The organism is candidate division WOR-3 bacterium, from assembly GCA_016867815.1.
Taxonomy (GTDB): domain Bacteria; phylum Hydrothermota; class Tepidihabitantia; order Tepidihabitantales; family Tepidihabitantaceae; genus UBA2258.
Genome location: VGIR01000009.1, coordinates 36,821 through 55,831 on the forward strand (window position 1 = coordinate 36,821; position 19,011 = coordinate 55,831).

At 63.2% G+C, this 19,011-nt stretch carries 15 protein-coding genes and 1 pseudogene; 8 read left to right on the forward strand and 8 right to left on the reverse strand.

Annotation, left to right across the window (positions count from 1 at the left end; translation table 11 throughout):
• The first annotated feature begins 232 nt into the window (after nt 1–232).
• The 3 genes from FJY68_02645 (at nt 233) to FJY68_02655 (ending at nt 3,624) form a co-directional block, all read left to right on the forward strand.
• Nucleotides 233–1,435, forward strand: coding sequence for an alpha/beta hydrolase (locus FJY68_02645; GenBank protein ID MBM3330735.1), 1,203 nt, complete (start codon nt 233–235; stop codon nt 1,433–1,435).
• Nucleotides 1,429–2,235 carry a hypothetical protein gene (locus FJY68_02650; protein MBM3330736.1) on the forward strand — a complete coding sequence of 269 codons (807 nt, stop codon included), beginning with the start codon at nt 1,429–1,431 and terminating at the stop codon, nt 2,233–2,235. The genes FJY68_02645 and FJY68_02650 overlap by 7 nt, the downstream gene beginning before the upstream one ends.
• A 111-nt stretch (nt 2,236–2,346) precedes the next feature.
• The gene (locus tag FJY68_02655) at nt 2,347–3,624 is read left to right on the forward strand and encodes a diaminopimelate decarboxylase (GenBank protein ID MBM3330737.1); all 1,278 of its coding nucleotides are present in this window, start codon (nt 2,347–2,349) and stop codon (nt 3,622–3,624) included.
• Nucleotides 3,625–3,826: 202 nt separating this feature from the next.
• Here the strand turns inward: FJY68_02655 and FJY68_02660 are convergent, their stop codons facing one another.
• Nucleotides 3,827–5,278 (reverse strand): hypothetical protein, encoded by a 1,452-nt coding sequence (locus tag FJY68_02660; GenBank protein ID MBM3330738.1) that lies wholly within the window; start codon nt 5,276–5,278, stop codon nt 3,827–3,829.
• A gap of 89 nt (nt 5,279–5,367) precedes the next feature.
• Between FJY68_02660 and nikR the strand changes: the two genes are divergently transcribed.
• The 5 genes and pseudogenes from nikR to FJY68_02685 all read left to right on the forward strand — a co-directional run bounded on the left by nikR (nt 5,368) and on the right by FJY68_02685 (nt 10,053).
• Complete coding sequence (gene nikR, locus FJY68_02665) at nt 5,368–5,826, forward strand: nickel-responsive transcriptional regulator NikR (GenBank protein MBM3330739.1); 459 nt, start codon at nt 5,368–5,370, stop codon at nt 5,824–5,826.
• Nucleotides 5,827–5,838: 12 nt separating this feature from the next.
• Nucleotides 5,839–6,303, forward strand: a pseudogene (locus FJY68_02670) (TonB-dependent receptor).
• A gap of 1,338 nt (nt 6,304–7,641) precedes the next feature.
• Nucleotides 7,642–8,448, forward strand: a complete 807-nt coding sequence (locus FJY68_02675; protein MBM3330740.1) for a hypothetical protein — start codon at nt 7,642–7,644, stop codon at nt 8,446–8,448.
• On the forward strand, nt 8,445–9,239 hold the full coding sequence (locus tag FJY68_02680) for an ATP-binding cassette domain-containing protein (GenBank protein MBM3330741.1): 795 nt from the start codon (nt 8,445–8,447) through the stop codon (nt 9,237–9,239). The genes FJY68_02675 and FJY68_02680 overlap by 4 nt, the downstream gene beginning before the upstream one ends.
• Nucleotides 9,229–10,053 (forward strand): metal ABC transporter permease, encoded by an 825-nt coding sequence (locus FJY68_02685; protein MBM3330742.1) that lies wholly within the window; start codon nt 9,229–9,231, stop codon nt 10,051–10,053. The genes FJY68_02680 and FJY68_02685 overlap by 11 nt, the downstream gene beginning before the upstream one ends.
• Here FJY68_02685 and FJY68_02690 read toward each other — a convergent pair.
• From FJY68_02690 to FJY68_02720, 7 genes are all read right to left on the reverse strand, one after another.
• The gene (locus FJY68_02690) at nt 10,050–10,442 is read right to left on the reverse strand and encodes a four helix bundle protein (GenBank protein ID MBM3330743.1); all 393 of its coding nucleotides are present in this window, start codon (nt 10,440–10,442) and stop codon (nt 10,050–10,052) included. The genes FJY68_02685 and FJY68_02690 overlap by 4 nt on opposite strands.
• 48 nt (nt 10,443–10,490) lie before the next feature.
• Complete coding sequence (locus FJY68_02695; GenBank protein MBM3330744.1) at nt 10,491–12,146, reverse strand: phosphoenolpyruvate carboxykinase (ATP); 1,656 nt, start codon at nt 12,144–12,146, stop codon at nt 10,491–10,493.
• A gap of 128 nt (nt 12,147–12,274) precedes the next feature.
• Entirely contained in the window at nt 12,275–15,013 is a 2,739-nt protein-coding gene (locus tag FJY68_02700; GenBank protein ID MBM3330745.1) for a pyruvate, phosphate dikinase, read from the reverse strand.
• Nucleotides 15,014–15,103: 90 nt separating this feature from the next.
• Nucleotides 15,104–15,352 (reverse strand): DUF2007 domain-containing protein, encoded by a 249-nt coding sequence (locus FJY68_02705; protein ID MBM3330746.1) that lies wholly within the window; start codon nt 15,350–15,352, stop codon nt 15,104–15,106.
• Between the two features lie 123 nt (nt 15,353–15,475).
• Nucleotides 15,476–16,645 carry a saccharopine dehydrogenase gene (locus FJY68_02710; GenBank protein ID MBM3330747.1) on the reverse strand — a complete coding sequence of 390 codons (1,170 nt, stop codon included), beginning with the start codon at nt 16,643–16,645 and terminating at the stop codon, nt 15,476–15,478.
• A 957-nt stretch (nt 16,646–17,602) separates the two neighbouring features.
• Nucleotides 17,603–18,253, reverse strand: coding sequence for a DUF2225 domain-containing protein (locus FJY68_02715; GenBank protein MBM3330748.1), 651 nt, complete (start codon nt 18,251–18,253; stop codon nt 17,603–17,605).
• A 121-nt stretch (nt 18,254–18,374) separates the two neighbouring features.
• The gene (locus tag FJY68_02720) at nt 18,375–18,797 is read right to left on the reverse strand and encodes a hypothetical protein (protein ID MBM3330749.1); all 423 of its coding nucleotides are present in this window, start codon (nt 18,795–18,797) and stop codon (nt 18,375–18,377) included.
• Between the last annotated feature and the right edge of the window lie 214 nt (nt 18,798–19,011).

The window sequence follows — 19,011 nt, forward strand, 5'->3', positions numbered from 1 at the left end:
TGCACATATCCCGGAGACGTTGCCTGCCGGAAGTTCGGAAGAGGCTAGACCCGCGCCCGCATCAGTGCCGGTCTCCCCGCGAGCGGCAGCGCGGTGCTATGCTGTCACCCCCGGTGGCGTCAGACCAGGATGGGTAGATGGTTGCGGATAGAACGGAGATGGGACGCTTCCCGTCCGGTGCGGATTTCCTGCATTCATCCATTTGACGTCCCTTCGTGCTTCCACTACGTCTTTGCGACGTGACGGAGCCAAGCGCAGGTTTGATTGCAGCACGAATCACGAGGAGCAATGCGTACGGCTTCTCTGCAGCTCCGGCATGGGCGGGGCCGCGGGAAGAACCGCGACGTTTGCAGAGACGAATGGGAAGGGTAGAATCTTGGCCGTGACGAAGACAACACCAGCAATCAACGGCGAGTTCGTCCGCGTCGTGACTGAAGACGGCCTGGAGCTCAATGGGCTATACGTAGGACCAAGTCAAAACGCAAGGGCCAAAAGGCAAAAGTCAGAATCGGCGGGCCCAGACTCTGGTCCCAAACCCCCGGTCCCTGGCCCCTTCTGTCTTGTCCACGTTCATGGTTGGGACGGGAACTTCTATGAGAACCGGTTCATTGACCACGCGGCAGCCGTGTGTGGACGGCTCGGCATTGGGTTCGTATCGGGGAACAACAGAGGGCATGACTATGTTGCGGACGTTTTGAGGAGCAGGACAAGTCAGAAGGCAAAAGGCAAAAGCCAAAAGGCAAAACCGACCGACAGGTTCGACTATGTGCAGATTGGGGGAATGTACGAGAAGCTGGCCGATTGCGTGCCGGACATCAAGGCATGGGTCGACTTCGCAGTTGGACGCGGCGCGAAGCGAGTCATCCTGCAGGGGCACAGCCACGGGGCGATCAAGGCTACACACTACCTGACAACAACCAGTGACCCGCGTGTCTGTGGTCTGATACTGCTGTCGCCCTCGGATGATATGGGCCTGGCCAGGAGGCAACTCGGCGAGCGGTTCTCGTGGGTGCTGTCGCGGGCGAGGGAGATGACGAGCAAAGGCAGCGGCAGGAAACTGCTCTCCGACAGAGACTTCTCTTACCCGGTTTCGGCCGCGACATTCTTCGACTGCCACAACAAGGACTCGATAACCGGTGTCTTCAACGTGAGCCGGACCGACCGCAGGGAGTTCCCCGAGCTTGCATCCATCCGCGTTCCGGCCCTGGTGGCAGTCGGCACGGTCGAGGAGGCATTCATCGGCAAGCCGGACAAGTACGTTGAGGAGATTCGGACATGCATGGTCAACTGCCCATCGTTCACTGGCGCTGTCGTCGAGGGAGCGCCGCACAACTACCTTGGGCGAGAGACACAGCTTGCCCGATTGCTGGAGAAGTGGTTGAAGTCAAGGACTCAAGGGGTCAAGGATTCGAGGACTAGAGAGAAGTCATGGTAGACATTTTCGGAGTGTTGCGGGAGCGGGCGTTTGAACGAATGGTGAAAGCTCCGCCGGAGGATTTCCTGGTCAGGGGCATCTGGAAGGTGGAGCTGGCGTTCAAGCCGAACCCGGCCGAGCGGACTTTCAAGTACACGTTCTGGATTGCGATGACCCGCGGTCAGGGCGCCTGCTACTGCACCGGCGATGACCAGCGGGGTCGGGAACTGGTCGGGCACGACGTACGTGAATTGGTGACGGGGAAGACCTGCATCTCGATTGCGGCGCTCGATTCGCTCTACGCGACGCTGGAGCGCAGGCCGGCAGCTACCTACCAGTTGGTCGGGACGCCGATTGACAAGACTGACGCGCGGACCGAGATCATCCTGCACGAGGCCGAGCGCCTGGTTTCCGGGATCTGCGCGCGCCCGGCTCGAGTGGTGAATGTCGGGCTGGTCGGGAACATAGTCCGCGACCTGGTCGCGCGGGGGTACGACGTGCGGGCGAGCGACATGGAGCGCGACACCGTGGGGACCCATGTTCACGGGGTGCTGGTCGAGGACGGGACTCGGACGTTCGACCTTGTGCGTGACTCCGACCTCGCCATCGTTACTGGCATGACCATTGCCACCGATTCGCTCGAACTGATCGTGGAGGAAGCGCGGAAGGCCGGCACCAGGCTGCTCGTGTTTGCCGAGACCGGTGCCAATTTCGGCGAGGAGTACTGCCGGAGCATCGGAGTCGACACGGTCGTATCCGAGCCATTCCCGTTCTACATCTTCCAGGGGACGAGTACGATAGAAGTATACCGGAGGACCTAGAACAAGTCCGAAGCACGAAGCCCTAATGACGAATCAATACGGGCAGGGATCGAAATCCGAAACACGAATGACGATTGAATACCGAAAGACAAAGGTACGCCGGCGGTTTGTATGGGCTTGTTCGAGCTTGAATCGAGCTTCGAGTTTCGGGATTCTAGCTTGCGGCGGCTGAGCATGCGCTTTGACGAGTTCTTCGTGAAGGACGGGCGGTTCGTGGCGGACGACGTCACGCTGGAGGAAATCGCGAAGCAGCAGACGCCGCTGTATGTCTACTCGGCCCAGGCCATTCGGACCAAGTACCGCCAGCTTCATGACCACTTCCGCGACTTTGGTATCTGCTACTCGCTGAAGGCGAACCCTAACCTGGCGGTCTGCGAAGTGCTGGTGCGCGCCGGAGCAGGGGCCGAGGTGAGTTCGGCCGCGGAACTTGCGACCGCGCTCGCCGCCGGCTTCGCGCGGGACAACATCATCTACGTCGCGCCGGTCAAAACCGCGACCGACATCGAGCGGGCGCTTCTGTCCGGAATCCACGCCGTCGTCGCCGACTCGGTGCAGGAAATGGAGACCATCGAGCAGCAGGCGGCAAGGCTGGGCCGGACCGCGCGGGTGCTGCTGCGCATCAACACGTCGGAGCAGCAGCCCGAGGCCAAGGAAGTGATGGTCGGCGGGCCGAGCAAGTTCGGGTTCGATGAGGAGCGGGTGGTAGCGGAGCTGGGCGGGCTCAAGCTCGAGCACGCGCGCATTGCGGGGATCCAGGTCTACTCGGCGAGCCAGGTGCTCGACCTAGTCTGGCTCGAAACGCACATCGAATACGTGCTCAGGCTGGCACGGCAGTTGAGCGGGGAAATCGGATTCAGTCTGGAGACCGTCGACTTCGGCGGCGGGTTCGGTGTGCCCCAGCACGACGGTGACCCCGACCTGGACCTGGCCGGGTTGGCCGGGGCAGTGGCTGAATCGCTGAACGGATTCCGTACCGAGTATCCGAACTGCCGGCTGCTCTTCGAGAGCGGGCGCTTTCTCGTGGCTGAGGCGGGCGTGTTCGTCACGCGCGTGTTCCGGGTCAAGGAGTCACGCGGCCGCGTGTTCGCGATCTGTGATGGTGGCATGAATGCCTTCTCGCGACCGGTGTTCATGCACATCAAGCACGAGGCCCGGCTGCTCAACCGTCTGGGCGAGCCTGCAACGGCTCAGGTGGATGTGTGCGGACCGATATGCACGCCGCTCGACTGCATCGCCAAGCAGGTTTCTCTACCGATGCCGCGGTCAGGGGACCTGGTCGGTTTCCTGAACGCGGGCGCATACGGATGCACGATGAGCCTGGTCGACTTCATGAGCCGGGGACGACCAGCTGAGCTGATGGCTGACGGCGGAGAGTTGCGCAGAGCCTAGCTCGTAAGCCAGCTTCGGCCAATAGAGCCGGTCCGCAATTCCGAGTGACATAATCCGAATGGCGACCGGATCCCGAAGTCGGGATGGTCGTGCCGCTGAAGAAGGTGTCCATCAATCTGGGGGCATCCCAGTCAATTCACAGCTCACTTCCCAACTAGACACGACGAGCTTCCCTTCTCTTAGCGACAATTCTGGAGTCCGGCTAGCGGATCAGGACCAGTCTGCAATACTGCCCGCCGTCGGACGCACACAGGAAGTAGACGCCGGGTGCCAGACTGTGTACGTCATTCGCGCCGGGCACGAGGTCCATCACCTTCCGGCCACCCACATCCATGAGCGAGCTTGGGCTTGTGCTCTCGTTGTGATAGAGGATGCCGCGCACGAACGTGGCGACCGTGACAGGGCGTAGGACGAAGGGCGCGGGACGGGGTTCGGCGACGCCGGGGCCCGGCAACGTACCGCGCAGGTAGTAGACGTCCTGGTTCCCGGAGCTGGCATCGTACCAGACGACGTGAATGCCTGAGTCCGCATGACAAGCGACTGACGGGTGGCTGACGCTACCGGAGTCGAGGCCGGTCAGTATCATCGCCGAACTCCAGACGCCGTTTGTGTCCCGCTGGTTGTAGGCAAGCTGGAAGTTGCTGCCGCCGGCCTGGCTGCACCAGACTGCGTGACAGCGCCCCATGGCGTCGCAGGCGATGGACGGATGCTGCTGCTGGTAGGGGCGGGTTCCGCTGATGGTGTCGATGTTGGACCAGCCGCCATCGCCGTGCATCCGGTGAAACACCTGAAAGTAGCCGCTATTCAGAGTCCTGCCGTACCAGACGGCATGGACTGCGCCTTCCGGGTCGAACGCAACGGAAGGTGCGTACTGACTCAATGCCAAAGGAATGTCGGAAACGAGTTCGACTCCCTGCCAAGCACCAACGACGCGACGCCGACAATAGACCTGGTTGTAGTCACCGCCGAAGTCCCTACCGACCCACACAACCGCAATCTCCCCATTCGCACCGGCGGCGACGGAAACCTGGTCGTGGCTGGTCGCCGCCGAGGAAACCTGCATCGCCGAGTCCCAGCCGGTCGCCGGGTGCCGCTCCTTCAGAAAGACCTGGTAGAACATGCCCGTGTCAGGCAACCCGTACCAGGCGACGGCGGCGTCGCCCGTGCCGGGCACGCACGCGACTGACGGATATAACTGAGGATTGCTGGTGCTCGTACTGTCGATCAACGTGTCCGCCCGCCAGTGACGGGTGCCCGCGTTGTAACGTTTGGCCCAGATCCCGGTGCCCATCGCGCTCCCGATGTGCCAGACAACGTGCACGTTACCAGTACTGTCACAGGCTATGCTCGGTTGGAAGCAATTGGCGGAGGGCGTGCTGAGCGTTGTCTCGGCAAGCCAGCTACCGGAGTCTGGGTCGTATCGGCGATACCAGACTTTGTACGGCATCGGGGCGCGTTGGTCCTGCCAGGCGACGTGGACGCTGCCGGCACCGTCAACCGCAACGCTGCGCTGGCCCGTATAGCCGGTTACCTGGCTCGATGGGTTAGTCGTGAGCCGGATGATGGTATCCCAAGTGACCTCGGCCCCGCCCGCCGTCGCGAGCGCGGACAGAAGGATAGGACCTAAGAGTCCTGCGGGTCCTATGCGCGCCATTGCCGGCTTCAGCATAGGGCTACGCCGGCTGGCTGTCAAACCGCGCCGCCCCGCTTGACCGGTGGCCCCGCCGGTGTTACGATTTCCAGATGCGTAACACTGACATTGAAGCCGATGAGACTGGCGCGGTGCGGTTCAGCGTCTCCATGGAGCCGGACCTGCTGGCCGGGTTCGAGGCCCTGCTCCGGAAGACCGGGTGGTCTCGCTCCAAGGCAATCCGCGACCTGGTGCGCAACCGGCTGGCTGAGTCCGAGTTGGAACGCGGTTCCGGCCCGGCCGTCGGCGTGCTCGCCTACGTCTACGGGCACGACCAGCCCGACCTTGCCCATCGCCTGATGCACGTTCAGCACGACGCGCACGCCGAGGTCGTCTCCTCCACTCACGTCCACCTCGACCGGCACGACTGCCTCGAAGTCCTGATACTGCGCGGGCCGGCAGCCCGTCTGCGCCGGCTCGCAGACGCACTTCTCGCACTCAAGGGCGTACGCCAAGGACACCTGACCCTGACTCCGGCCCGCTGCCCACTTGCCAGCGAACACAAACACTAGAAGGAGAACCAGATGAACCTGTTCCCTGTCCTGCTACTGCTCGCTGCCCTGGGAAACTCGTCGGTTATGACCGTTGACGAGGTGGTCGTGACCGCGGAGCGTATCCGTCACCCGGTGCGCGACGTGGCCGCATCGGTGAGCGTCGTCACCGCCGTTGACCTTGAGCGGACGACGGCCCGCACCGCAACCGCGGCGCTGGCATCCCTGCCCGGCGTTTTCGTGCAGCACACTGGCGAGTTCGGTCGTTCCGACATCGACATCCGAGGCGTCGGCGACCGGGGCTGCCGCGTCCAGGTGCTGGTTGACGGCCGGCCCGAGAAGATGCCGATCTACGGTTGCGTGGTCACGCATACTCTGCCCTTGAACAACGTCGAGCGCATCGAGGTCGTGCGCGGCCCGCTCTCAGTTCTTTATGGCTCGGACGCGATGGCCGGGGTCGTGAACATAGTCACGCGCCGCGCCGACAAGCCACTCGATCTCTACACTCGCGTGGACTACGGCTCGTTCAACACCCGCCACGCGGTTGTCAGCGCGGGAGCGAGGCAGGGCGCGTTCAACGCGCTCTTCTCCGCCGACAAGGCGATGTCGGACGGCCACCTGCCCAACTCGCAGTACAACGGCAACGACTTGTCGCTGCGTGCGGGTTATGACTTTTCATCCGCCTTCAAGCTCGACTTCACCGGCAAGTACTTCACCGGCGTCAAGCACGAACCGAAACGTACGACCGACCCGGACACGCTGGCTGCGACCGGATGGAACCAGTACGACCGCGGCGGACTGGACCTGACCGCGACCCTCGGCAGTGAATCGCTCGGCGGCTTCGCCAAACTCTATCGCACCTTCGGCGAACACGTCTTCGACCCGAAGGACGGCTGGCATTCGACGGACTTCACCAACGGTGCAATCGTCCACGGCCACCGCCGCTTCCAGTTCAACAACCTGGCGCAGGCCGGAATCGAAGCCGGCATGCTCTCCGGCACGTGGATGAAGTCGGACACGAGCCGGCCGACCTGGACTCGCAACCAGGTCGCGGTCTTCGCGCAGGACGAGCAGACTCTCGGCCCGGTCACGGCCAACGCCGGGGTAAGGCTCAGCTACGACGCCATCAGCGGCCCGGCCCTCACCCCGAAGGCCGGATTGGTGGGCCGCATCGGAACGACTACGCTCCGGGGCAATGTGAACAGAGGAGTCCGCTACGCGCCCCTCAACTATACGTCGGTCTTCCCGCCGAAGAACGAAAGCCTGCAGCCTGAAGTCTGCTGGAACTACGAGGTCGGCCTGAATCAGCCACTGGTTACGGGTTTGAACCTCGATGTCGCGGCCTTCATTCTCCAAGGTCAGGACCTCATAGAAGTCGTTCCGGTGCCCGGCCGCGTGCCTCCGGTTCAGTTTCAGAACACGGGCAGTTTCCTGTTCAAGGGTGTCGAAGCCGGTGTTGAGTTGCGGCGTGGCCGCTGGCGCTCGAACCTCGCCTACTCGCTAGCTGACTTCGGCGCAAACACCCGCGCCCGCGCCGGGTCCAAGCTGAACCTCTCTGCCGGCGCGACGCTTGCGAAGCTCGACCTTGACGTGTCCTTCCAGCACGTCGCCCGCTACTTCGCGGCCGAGAGCTCGCAATCCGCTGTTCCTGCGTACTACACGTTCGACCTGCGCGCCGGGTACCAGATCCTCTCCTGGCTCGGTGTCTTCGCCTCGGTCGAGAATCTCCTCGACCGGCAGTACGACACGTTCGCCGACCTGCCCGGGTCTCAGGCCGGGCTCTACCGGATGCCGGGCCGCTCCTTCACGCTGGGGCTGAACCTGGAGAAGCGGTAGATGAGCCGGTCCCTTCGTCTCGCTCTTGCCTTTGCGGTCATGGCCGGGCTGGCCGGCAACTGCGCCCGAAGCTCCTCGCGCCGGCCGAGTATCGTCGCCTCCACGACTCTCATATCGACGATTGTCGAGGCGGTGGCTCCCGGCCGGTTCGCGGTCACCACGATTGCACCGGCCGGGCTCTGCCCCGGCCACTTCGACCTGAAGCCGTCAGACCTGGCCGCAGCGAACAACGCCAGGCTCATCCTCAACCATGGCTGGGAAGCCTGGTACCCGGCGTTGGAGAAAGCCATCGTTCCACCCGGCCCGCGCAGGGTGACGTTTGCGACCAAGGGCAACTGGATGATCCCCGAAATACAGAAGCAGGCTGCCCTTGAGATAGCAACACTGCTGGCAGAAACAGACACGGTGCGCGCTGACACCTACCTGCGGGCGGCCGCCCGCTACTCTGCCGACGTCGACTCTGCCGCTGCGCTCGCACAGAACATGCTGTCCGGGAAAGCTCTGCCCGCCGTCATCGCCGCCCAGCAACAAGCCCCGTTCCTGGCGTGGCTGGGGATCAGGGTCGTCGCTACCTATGGCCGGGCCGAGGACTTCACCGCACAGGAACTGACGCGTCTTGCCCGAGTCGCGCAGGACTCCGGCGTCGCGTTGATTGTCGACAACCTCCAATCCGGGCCGGACACCGGCAAGCCGCTGGCCGAGGGATTGAAGGTGTTGCACGTCACGCTGTCCAACTTCCCGCTGCATGGCTCCTACCCCAAGGCGCTGCTCGACAACGCAGCGGCGCTAGCGAAAGCTGTTGAGTGACTGCTAGCCGGCAGGGCTTGGGACACGATCCGAATTGTGAGACAGTTCGGTCATGTCCCGCGCCGGCGGTTTCGCTCCGCTCGGTCACGGTCAGCTACCAGGAGCACATCGCCCTCCGGGGCGTCTCGCTCGACATTGACAGAGGAGATTTCTGCGGAGTCATCGGCCCGAACGGCGCGGGCAAGACCACACTTCTGACCATCATCAACGGTCTCGGCCGCATCCACTCCGGCGCGGTCACCGTCCTCGGCGAGCGAGCGACCGCGGCGACCTTCGGCCGGCTCCGCCGCCGCATCGGCTACGTCGCCCAGCAGGAACGGGTTGACCCGCGCGCCCCAATCTCCTGCCTCGAAGCCGTGCTGGTCGGCCGCTGCGGCCGCGCCGGCCTCTTCCGGGGGTTGAACGAGAAGGACCGAGAACGCGCCCGGGCGACGATGGCGCTGACCGGTGCACAGCACCTCGCCAGCCGGCCAGTCGGACAGCTCTCCGGAGGTGAGGCGCGCAAGATTGCGCTCACGCGTGCTTTGGCGCAGGAACCAGAGATACTGCTACTCGACGAGCCGACTTCAAACCTCGACCCGCGCGCGGTCAACGAGCTGAGCGAACTCGTGGTCAACGCCTATCGCCGTTTCGACCTCACCGTGGTCATGGTCACGCACCATCTCGACCACCTGCCGCCGGTCGCGAACCACATCATCATGGTCAAGGACGCCCGCGTCACGTTCACCGGTGACCGCACCGCGCTGGGCGACGCGCGCCGGCTGGCCGAGCTCTTTGCCGATGCCGCCTGAACTCGCGATCCTATGGAAGCCGCTTGTGGCCGCGGTGCTCGGCGGGCTGGTCTGCGGCGTGGTCGGGGTCTGGGTGGTGCTGATGAACATCCCCTTCGTCGGCGTGGCGATGTCGCACGCGGCCTTTGCGGGCGCGGTCTCCGGACTGCTGCTCGGCGTCAACCCGCTGCTCGCGGCCGCAACCTTCTGCCTCGCCGCGTCGTTCCTCATCGGCCCGATGGCGGAGCGCGCTGACATCGAGCCGAACGTCTCGCTCGGCATCATCTTCTCGGTCGTGCTCGGCTTTGCCTTCCTTGCCATCGGCCTGATGCGCGGCCCGCGCGCCGACGCGCTCAGTCTCATCTGGGGAAGCATCCTGCTCGTTTCCACGCGCGACCTTGCCCTGATGTCCGGTGCCGCGGCCGCGGTGCTCCTCTTCCTTGGGCTGTTCTACAAGGAAATCCAGGCAGTGCTCTACAATCGGGAGATCGCCCGCGCGGTCGGGATACCGGAGCGGGCGCTCTTCTTCGCGATGCTCGTGCTGTGCGGTCTGTCGGTGACCGCGAACCTGAGCACCATCGGCGGCCTGCTCATCTTCAGCCTCATCGTCAACCCGCCTTCAGCGGCGTACCAGCTAACCTATCGACTTCGGACGATGTACCTGCTCTCGGCCCTGTTCGGGGTGCTCTCCTGCCTGGCGGGGTTGTTCGTGTCCTGGTTGACCGACGCGCCTGCCGGCGCAGTGATAATCGTCACGTCAAGCGTTGTATTCGGACTATGCCTGGTTTTCTCGCCGAAGAGGCATACAGGCAAGGGGCTAGGGACTGGGGGCTAGGGACTAGGGTTAGGAACCCGAGGTGGCCGACGAAGCGCGCGCACGAGTGCGCTCAGCAGTCGGCCCACGTCCCCGATCTTACTCTGGACCTCATCCACCTGTTCCTGCCGTACGAAGCCTAGCCTCACGACGAGGATGGTATACGTTTCCAACTCGACCAGTGATCCCTGGCTGATGGACAGATGATTCAGGAAGACGCGGCGGTGCTGGCAGCCATGCCCTTCAGCGATATTCGCCTGCACCGACACCGCAGCTCGAGTCATCTGCGATACCGGACCGAAGCGTTCGCTCGCCGGCAATCGTCGCGCGAGCGTGTATGTCAGCTCGACCAACGCAGCGGCCTGCTGCCAGACTACAAGGTCCTTGTAGCTCCGGATGGTGGTCGCCAAGTTTCCTGTACCTCCCTAACCCCTATCCCCTAACCCCTAGTCCCTGTCTCACTTCCCCGGGCATTCTGCCGCGATGTGCGCGTCGATGTTCTTCCTGCCGTAGGCTTTGTCGAACTGGGTGCAGAACTCGGCTGCGAGCTTCTTCGCCCGCTCATCGTAGGCAGCCTTGTCCGCCCAGGTGTTGCGCGGGTTGAGCACGGCAGGATCGGGCACGCCCGGGCAGCTCTTCGGGATGTCAAGATGGAACACCGGGTCGGTGTAGCATTCGACCTCGGCGAGCGAGCCGTTGAGCGCGGACTCGACGATCTCACGGGTCAGATTGATGTCCATCCGCTTCCCGACGCCGTAGGGTCCACCGCTCCAGCCGGTGTTCACGAGATAGACCTTGGTGCCGTGCTTGTCGAGCTTCTCCCCCAGCATCCGCGCGTAGACATCCGGGTTCAACGGCATGAACGGCGCTCCAAAGAAACGCGAGAAGGTGCTCTTCGGTTCGACGATGCCGGTCTCGGTACCCGCCAGCTTCGAGGTGTAGCCCATCAGGAACCAGAGCATCGCCTGGTTGCGACTCAGGCGCGCCACCGGCGGCAGCACCCCGTTCGCGTCCGCGGTCAGGAACAGGATCGTCTTCGGGTGGCCGGCAACCGGCGGCGTCTTGATGTTAGGAAGGAATGACAGCGGGTACGAGCCGCGCGAGTTGGCTGTGTAGCGCTCGTCATCGAGGTCAAAACGGCCGTCCGGGTACATCATCGCGTTCTCCACGATCGCGCCGTGCTCGAGATACGGCGCCTTGTGGAAGCAGGCGTTGTAGATGTCGGGCTCCTTGGTCGGGCTCAGGTTGATGAGCTTGGCATAGCAGCCGTTCTCGAAGTTGGCTACGCCGTCATTGCCCCAGGAGTGCTCGTCGTCGCCGAGGAGCGACCGGCGCGGGTCGGCCGAAAGCGTGGTCTTGCCCGTACCGGAGAGCCCGAGCAACAGGGCCACGTCGCCGTTCTTCCCTTCGTTGGCCGAGCAGTGAATCGAGAGGATACCGTCCAGCGGCAGGAGGTAGTTCATCACCGTGAACATGTGCTTCTTCACGCTGCCGCAGTAGGCAGAACCGTAGACGACTCCGAGGCGGCGGTCCATGTCCATGGCAATGACAAGCTTCGACGTCCTGCCCGTCTTCGGCAGCTTCCGCAGCCGCCCCTCGTACCGGGCCGGGTTGAGCTTGTCGTACGGCAGGACGATCAGCGTGTAAGGTCGGGACGCGAACCGTGACTTGGCGATGTCAGCAGGCACCGGGCGGAACATGTTGTCGGCGAAAAGCGTCGTCAGGGCCCGGTCACTCACGACCCGCACCGGCAGGGCGTGACCGATCTCGGCGTCGAGGGTACGGTCGGCAACGTAGAGCGTCGGCTTGCCGGCCAGCGTCGACAGCGCGTCGGCGAACACCATGTCGAATGTCTCCGGATCGATCGACAGGTTGTTCGGCGCGTCCCAGTCGATGTTCTTCTCCGACTCGGGCCGGCGCACGATGACCGTATCCTGCGGGCTCCGGCCGGTCGACTCCGGCGGGGTCCATACCGCGAGACATCCACACGCAGCAACCAGCGCCTCGCGCCGCGCCACCGTGTCCGCAATCACCGTCTTCCGATCCGGGTTGACCTTGACGTCCACATGCCGGCCAAGAACCTCGCCAAGCTGCTTCTGGAGCTCGCCGGTCATCTCCTAGGAGTGTGTCGGAGAACCTCGTCTCGACAGATGGTGGATACCATTAGTTGACCACCACGCCCCGTCCGGGCACAACATCTTGTATGCTCGAAGGCATGTCAAGGGGGTTCTCCGACAGGCTCCTAGCTCCTTTTCTCTATCCCGGGGTTAGCCTCGTCCTCGATGGTGGCCTGCGCCGCTGCCAGCCGCGCAATCGGCACGCGGAACGGCGAGCAGCTCACGTAGTCCATGCCGACACGCCAGCAGAACTTCACCGATTCCGGGTCCCCGCCATGCTCTCCGCAGATGCCGACCTTCAGGCCGGGCCGGGCCGCGCGGCCCTTCTTCACTGCCATCTCGATGAGCTTGCCGACCGAGGGCTGGTCGATGGTCTGGAACGGATCGGCCTGGAGCAGCCGCTTGTCAATGTACTCCGGCAGGAACGCGCCGATGTCGTCGCGACTGAAACCGAAGGTCATCTGGGTCAGGTCGTTGGTTCCGAACGAGAAGAACTCGGCCGCGCGAGCCATCTCGTCGGCGAGCAGGGCCGCGCGCGGTATCTCGATCATCGTACCGACCAGGTGCGGTATCCGCTGCCGGCCCGCCTTCTTGCAGACCTCGTCATGCACCCGCGCGATGATGGCGTTCTGGTGCTCGAGCTCCTTCGCCGCGCAGGTCACCGGCACCATAATCTCCGGCACGGGCTGCTTCTTCGCGGCCAGCAGCTCGGCCGCGGCCTCGAAAATCGCCCGCGCCTGCATCTCGGTCACCTCGGGATAGGTGATGCCGAGGCGGACGCCGCGGTGACCCATCATCGGGTTCGCTTCGTGCAGGTCCTCACCGCGTTTGCGCACGTCATCGACCGTCACGCCTAGCGACTCTGCCAGCGCCGTCTGTTTGTCTGCTGCCTTCGGCACGAACTCATGCAGGGGCGGGTCGAGCAACCGGATTGTCACGGGCAAGCCGTCCATCGCCTCCAGCGTTCCCTTGACCACTGCCTTGACGTGGACGAACAGCTCATCGAGCGCGGCCCGCCTCTCTATCGTCGTCCGCGACAGGATCATCTTACGCAGCAGGAAGAGCGGCACGTCGCTGCCCTTGCCGTAGAACATATGCTCAGTGCGGAAGAGCCCGATGCCGCCCGCACCCAGCCGCCGCGCCAGCGCTGCGTCGGCCGGCGTCTCGGCGTTGGTGCGAACTACCATCCTGCGGTACTTGTCGGCCAGTTCCATGAACTGCTGGAACCGCGGCTGCTCGGTCGCGTCCATCATCGCCACCTTTCCCGCATACACGCGGCCCCGGGTCCCGTTCAAGGTCAGCCAGTCACCCTCGGTGAAGATCTTGCCATGGATCGTGAGCTTCTTTGCCGCCGCATCGACCTTCGTGTCCTTGGCGCCGACGACGCAGCATTTGCCCCAGCCCCGCGCCACCAGGGCCGCGTGCGACGTCATCCCGCCGCGCGCCGTCAGGATGCCGGCGGCGGCCCGCATCCCGTCGATGTCCTCGGGTGACGTCTCCTCGCGGACGAGGATGACCGGGTCCGGCTGGACGCGACGTGACCACGCAACCGCCTCGGCCGCCGTGAACACCACGCGGCCGGACGCGCCGCCCGGCCCGGCCGGCAACCCCTCGCCCAGCAGCGCCGCGTCTTTCTCGGCAGCCGGGTCGAGAATAGGGTGGAGCAGCTCGTCGAGCTGGGACGGCTGCACGCGCCGGAGCGCGGTCCGCTCGTCGATCAACTTCTCATCCAGCATGTCCATCGCGGTATTCAGCGCCGCGACCCCGGTGCGCTTGCCGGTCCGTGTCTGGAGCATGTAGAGCTTGCCGTTCTCGATGGTGAACTCAAGGTCCTGCATGTCGCGGAAGTGCTTCTCCAGTTGCGTCCGGTACTTGTCCAGCTCTGCATAGAGCTCTGGCATCGCCGTCTCCAGGCTCTCCATCGCCTCGTTGCGCACGTTGCGGCTCGCCGAGTTCAACGGGTTGGGCGTACGGATGCCGGCCACGACGTCCTCGCCCTGCGCGTTGCGCAGCCACTCACCGTAGAACTGAGCGTCCCCGGTCGCCGGGTTGCGCGTGAACGCCACGCCGGTCGCCGAAGTGTCGCCCATGTTGCCGAACACCATCGCCTGCACGTTCACCGCCGTGCCCCATTCGTCGGGCAGGTTCTCGATGCGACGATAGGCTACTGCCCGCTTGCCGTTCCAGCTCCGGAAGACGGCGCGGATGCTGCCCCACAACTGCTCCTCGGGTTCCTCCGGGAACGGCTTGCCGAACGTCGCGGCGATGAGCTTCTTGTACGCGTCGCACAACCCCCTGAGGTCCGCGGCAGTAAGATCAGAATCGTCCTTGCGCCCGGTCCGCTCCTTCAGTTCGTGCAGCAGAACCTCCAGCCGGGCCCTGATGCCCTTGCCCTCAGACGGCTCGATGCCCTCGGCCTTCTCCATCACAACGTCAGAGTACATCGTCAGCAGTCGGCGGTATGCATCATAAGCAAACCGTTCATTGCCGGTCATCGCGACAAGCCCGGGCAGGGTGCGCTCGCAGAGCCCGATGTTCAGCACGGTTTCCATCATCCCGGGCATCGATGCCCGCGCGCCTGAACGGCACGACAAGAGCAGGGGCGCCTTGGGGTCGCCGAACTTCCGTCCCGCCTGCTGCTCGATGTGCTCAAGGCTCGACTTCACCTGACCGGAGAGGTCCGTCGGGTAGTTTTCGCTCTTCATGTAGTGGACGCAGACCGTAGTGGAAATCGTAAACCCGGCCGGAACCGGCAGGCCGAGATTGGCCATCTCTGCCAGGTTCGCGCCCTTGCCGCCGAGCAAATCCTTCATCTGCGCCGAGCCGTCGGCCCGGCCGCCGCCGAAGCGATAGACCGATTTCATGCGATAGACTCCGTTCTGCGGTCGCTGCTCATCGAACATCAATAGCTAGTCGTATATCCGTCTGTGCGGCGCCGATGCCGCAACGGTGGGCTACTCCTGCTTGCCGGCTTCGCCGGCATCCGTGGAGAGAAAGGCGTCGAGGAGTTCCTTGGCCTTGGCCATATCCTCCTCGTCCACCAGCACCTCGCCCCAGACCGGGCGCATGATACGGGCCAGACCGTCATAGGCCGGAATCTGGAACGAACGTATCATCGCCGGAATCCCGTTCTCTTCGAACAGGTCGCGGACCGCGTTCGCCATCAACTCATCGGCGGGCCGGTAGATAGCCTTAATTGCCACGGAGTCAAGAGTATAGGTCGATTTCCCTCGATAGTCAAACCCGCCGAACCGGTCCAGCAAACTCCTCACCCGCGCTTCGTTCTCCCTCTCCTTTCAGAGGAGAGGGTTGGGGTGAAGAGTCAGTCAGGCTTGGCTCACGCGCAGGCGCAGGCCGCGCCGGCGCAGCTCGCGTATGTAGGCAGCCGACGGGACACAATTCTCCCCGGTGAATGCACCGGCACACTTGATCTGTCCACGGCCGAGCATCAACGCCACAATCGCTGCCGAGAAGCCGGTCGTCCGCTCCATCGCCGTCAACCCGCTTCGTTTGTCCGCGTAGTCCACGAGTTCGTACCTGATCGTTCTTCCGCCACTAGATCCCTCTATCCCTTTGCCCCTCTGTCCCTTCCCTTCTACCTCCACCCTGAGCAGCACCACGTCATCCTTCTCCCAAGGTAGCACCGCCTCCAGTCGCTGAATCAGCAGGTGGCGCGGGATGACACGCTTGCCGTCCACCTCAATCGGCTTCATGTCGGTCAGCCCGAGGTCGAAGAGCAGCCGGACTTTGGCGCAGTGGCCCGGGTAACGGATCGTCTTGTAGTCAAGCGACTTCACCTTGCCGCGGTACGTGTAGGGCAGTGTCGAAGAGCCACCCGAGGTGTTGAATGCCTCGAGCTTTCCGAAGGGCTTGGGGAACGCCAGCTCCTCAACGTCGGCCAGTGGTTCACGCCACGCCAGTCTGCCGTTTCGCAGCACCAGGCATGACTCAACGTACTCGTTGATTAGTCCGTTGGCCGAGAACACGAGCGCGTAGTTGAGCGGCGGCCTCGGCTTGCGCGGCAGCCCGCCCACGCGGATCCGGATCGAGTCGGTCCGCCTCAGCCGCGCGACGCCGTCCGCGGCCAGGATACTCACCATTCCCGGCGCCAATCCACAGTCCGGCACGATAGTGACGTCGGCCTTCTTTGCTTGGACGCCGAGCGCCAGCTCCGCATTCACCACGTCATTGTTCCCACCCAGATCGCAGAAGTGCGTCTGGGTCGCGACTGCCGCGCGCGCCAGACCAAGGTTGAAGAAGTACGGGACGCAACTGACCGCGACGTCACAGGGCTTCATCAATTCGGTCATGCGCTGCCGATCCCCGGCATCGGCCTTGAACGTCCTCACCTTCCCGCTGCGCAGCCATCGCTTGAGACTGCTCAGCCGCGCTGGATCAACGTCGCAGACTCTGACCTCGTCAACGTCCTCCTGACGCACCAGATCGTATGACACAGCCCGCGCCTGCATCCCGGCTCCAATGACAAGAAACTTCATAATTGTCCTTTCATCGCTGACTCTCGGTGCAATGCTACTCCTGCCCGCGCGCCGGTCAACGACGACCAGTCGTCGCCGCTCGACGTCCGCATCCCTTCCGCCACTCGATCCCTCGGTCTCTCGTCCACTACCCCGAGGCCCGATTCCGTTTCACTTCTGCGTTCTGGCTTCTGAAGTCTGGCCTCCGACTTCGCCAGATCCTAAGGATCATCCCTCTCTTCAAAGCTCCCCCGAAAGCTCGTCTCAGAGCTCGCGGGAAGGCATCTTAAGTTGCATGCTCAAGAGTGTGCTTCACAGCATTTTCCATTGCTCATCTCAATGCTCGTCACATCGCATCGCGCATCGCCCGTCTCAAAGCTCAGCGCATTGCTTCTTTCATCGCTTGCCTGAAAGCTCAGTCGCAAGCTCGCGTCAAAGCTCCTCTGAAAGCTTCATTCAAAGCCCATTTCAAGGCTCGTTTGATGGCTTCTTCGAAAGCTCCTCAAAGGGCTAGCCCCCAGGCGACCCCTATGTGCGGACTTCCCGCTACCTGGCAGGGCTTAATCGACTGATTGTGCTGAAGTTATGCTCTATTGCAGAGAGACGCTAATCCCCCAGTTCTTTCTGCCAATCTTGGCCCGAAATCCGCCCAACCGAGCGATAGAGATCGCCTGTTGTGTCACCGCGGTTATTGCGACTTTGCGCGGCAGCTTCACCGCCTTTCGCGGATTCGAACCATCTCAGGCTCGACGCTCGCGAAGTAGGCTCAGGTGCTGCTTGAGAAGTGGCAGAGCCGCGGCCTCAGCCCGTACGTGCTCGCCGCCATCCGCACCACGGTGATGAATGTCCGCGCGCCAGCGCCATAGTGGATGGTCGCCTTCCGCTTGGCCAAGGGGCGCAAGCTGTGAGCTGAGAGCCATCGGCCCAACTGCGCTTGAAAGCGCGTTGCCCCGGGAGTAACTAGATGCGTCGCAGAATTCATGTCCGAGCTTCCTCGTCCACGAACTCCTTGGGCTCGGTCGACTGTTGAATCGCGAGGTCAATCAACCACTTCTGCTCAGCATTGTCGCCGACCGCTTCCGGCACGCGTGAAAACCAAAGCCCGGCCTTGTCCTGGTTCCCGATGCGGCGGTGCAACTCACCGATGAGGTAAGTGGCAATCGCCAGTTCGTCTCTCGGCACCAACCCCTTGTCCATCGCCGCCTCGAACCTCGTCACTGCCTCACGTCGAAATCGGACACCCGCTTCACTTCCCTGAGATTCGCACCATCCTGCCCTAAGCCATATATTGGCGACCTGAAAGGCAGACGCACCTCTGTGCTCCGCAATCCGGGCCGAGTTCTCATACCTCGCGCCCACGTTGCGGTGGTCCACTGTCGGCATGACGTTCTGCTGCACCCACTCCTTCAGCGCCGGGGTCACGGCCTCCGAGCTGAAGTCACCCTCAAGTCCCGAATACCCGCACTGAGAGCAAGAGTGGACCATGAACGGCAAATGCGGCAATCCGCGCGCGTGCCGGTACAAGTCAGTCGTCAGCGGGCCGCACGTGTTGGCGGAAAAGAGAGACGTCGCCTTGAACTGGTTCCCACAGCACGGGCAGTTCAGAGCCAGCACCATTGGTCTAGTCAACCGACCTCCTCAAAACGCTGTCCCCAGTCATTCGCCCGCCGTTTCGACCTTGCCACTGGGGTTACTGCTTTCTGTGCCCAACGTTGCGCCCGCCAGTGTCATAGACCCGAATTCCTGTATGCTATGGCTGAATGCAAATGGGTGGCTCATCAACCTGCTTGTAGGCCGTGGAATTCAGGCTAAACCGTCGGAAGAGTTCGTCATTGACGTCTTTACCCAAGAGAGAAATACGTGTTGTGTCGGTCGACCTTCCCGCACGCCAGCCACCGGCGATTTCGACGCCTCCGATATCCGTCAGCAAGTACCTGTCATGAAGCCAGTCCCCGAAGGTCACCTCGTCCCAACGGACAACGCGCACCGCTAGTCCCTCCGGCACAATGTAGCGGCCATGCCAGAGGCATTGCTCCCTAAAGCCATCGTCCACCATGCCTTCCGCGACTTTGCCGTGCCTGACGTGAATCTCGATCTTGTCAACAGAAGGTTCCTTACTTTTCAGGCTGGCGAGCACTTTGAAGATAGTGCTCTGAAAACCGCACTCGAGCATGTCCCTCGGTTAGTTGAAATTCCTAGCGGCTCCCACATCACTTTAGGCAACTCTCTCTGTTGCGTCAATTTCTTTCGGTGACGCGGACCGTTCCAGTGCACTCAGCAATGCGGGGATGTGCCGGTAGCCATCTACGCACCGGAAGTGCTGCTCGGCATGTAGCAGCCCAGCTACACACCAGCGCCAGCGCATCTCGCCAGGGCGCCAGCGCTTC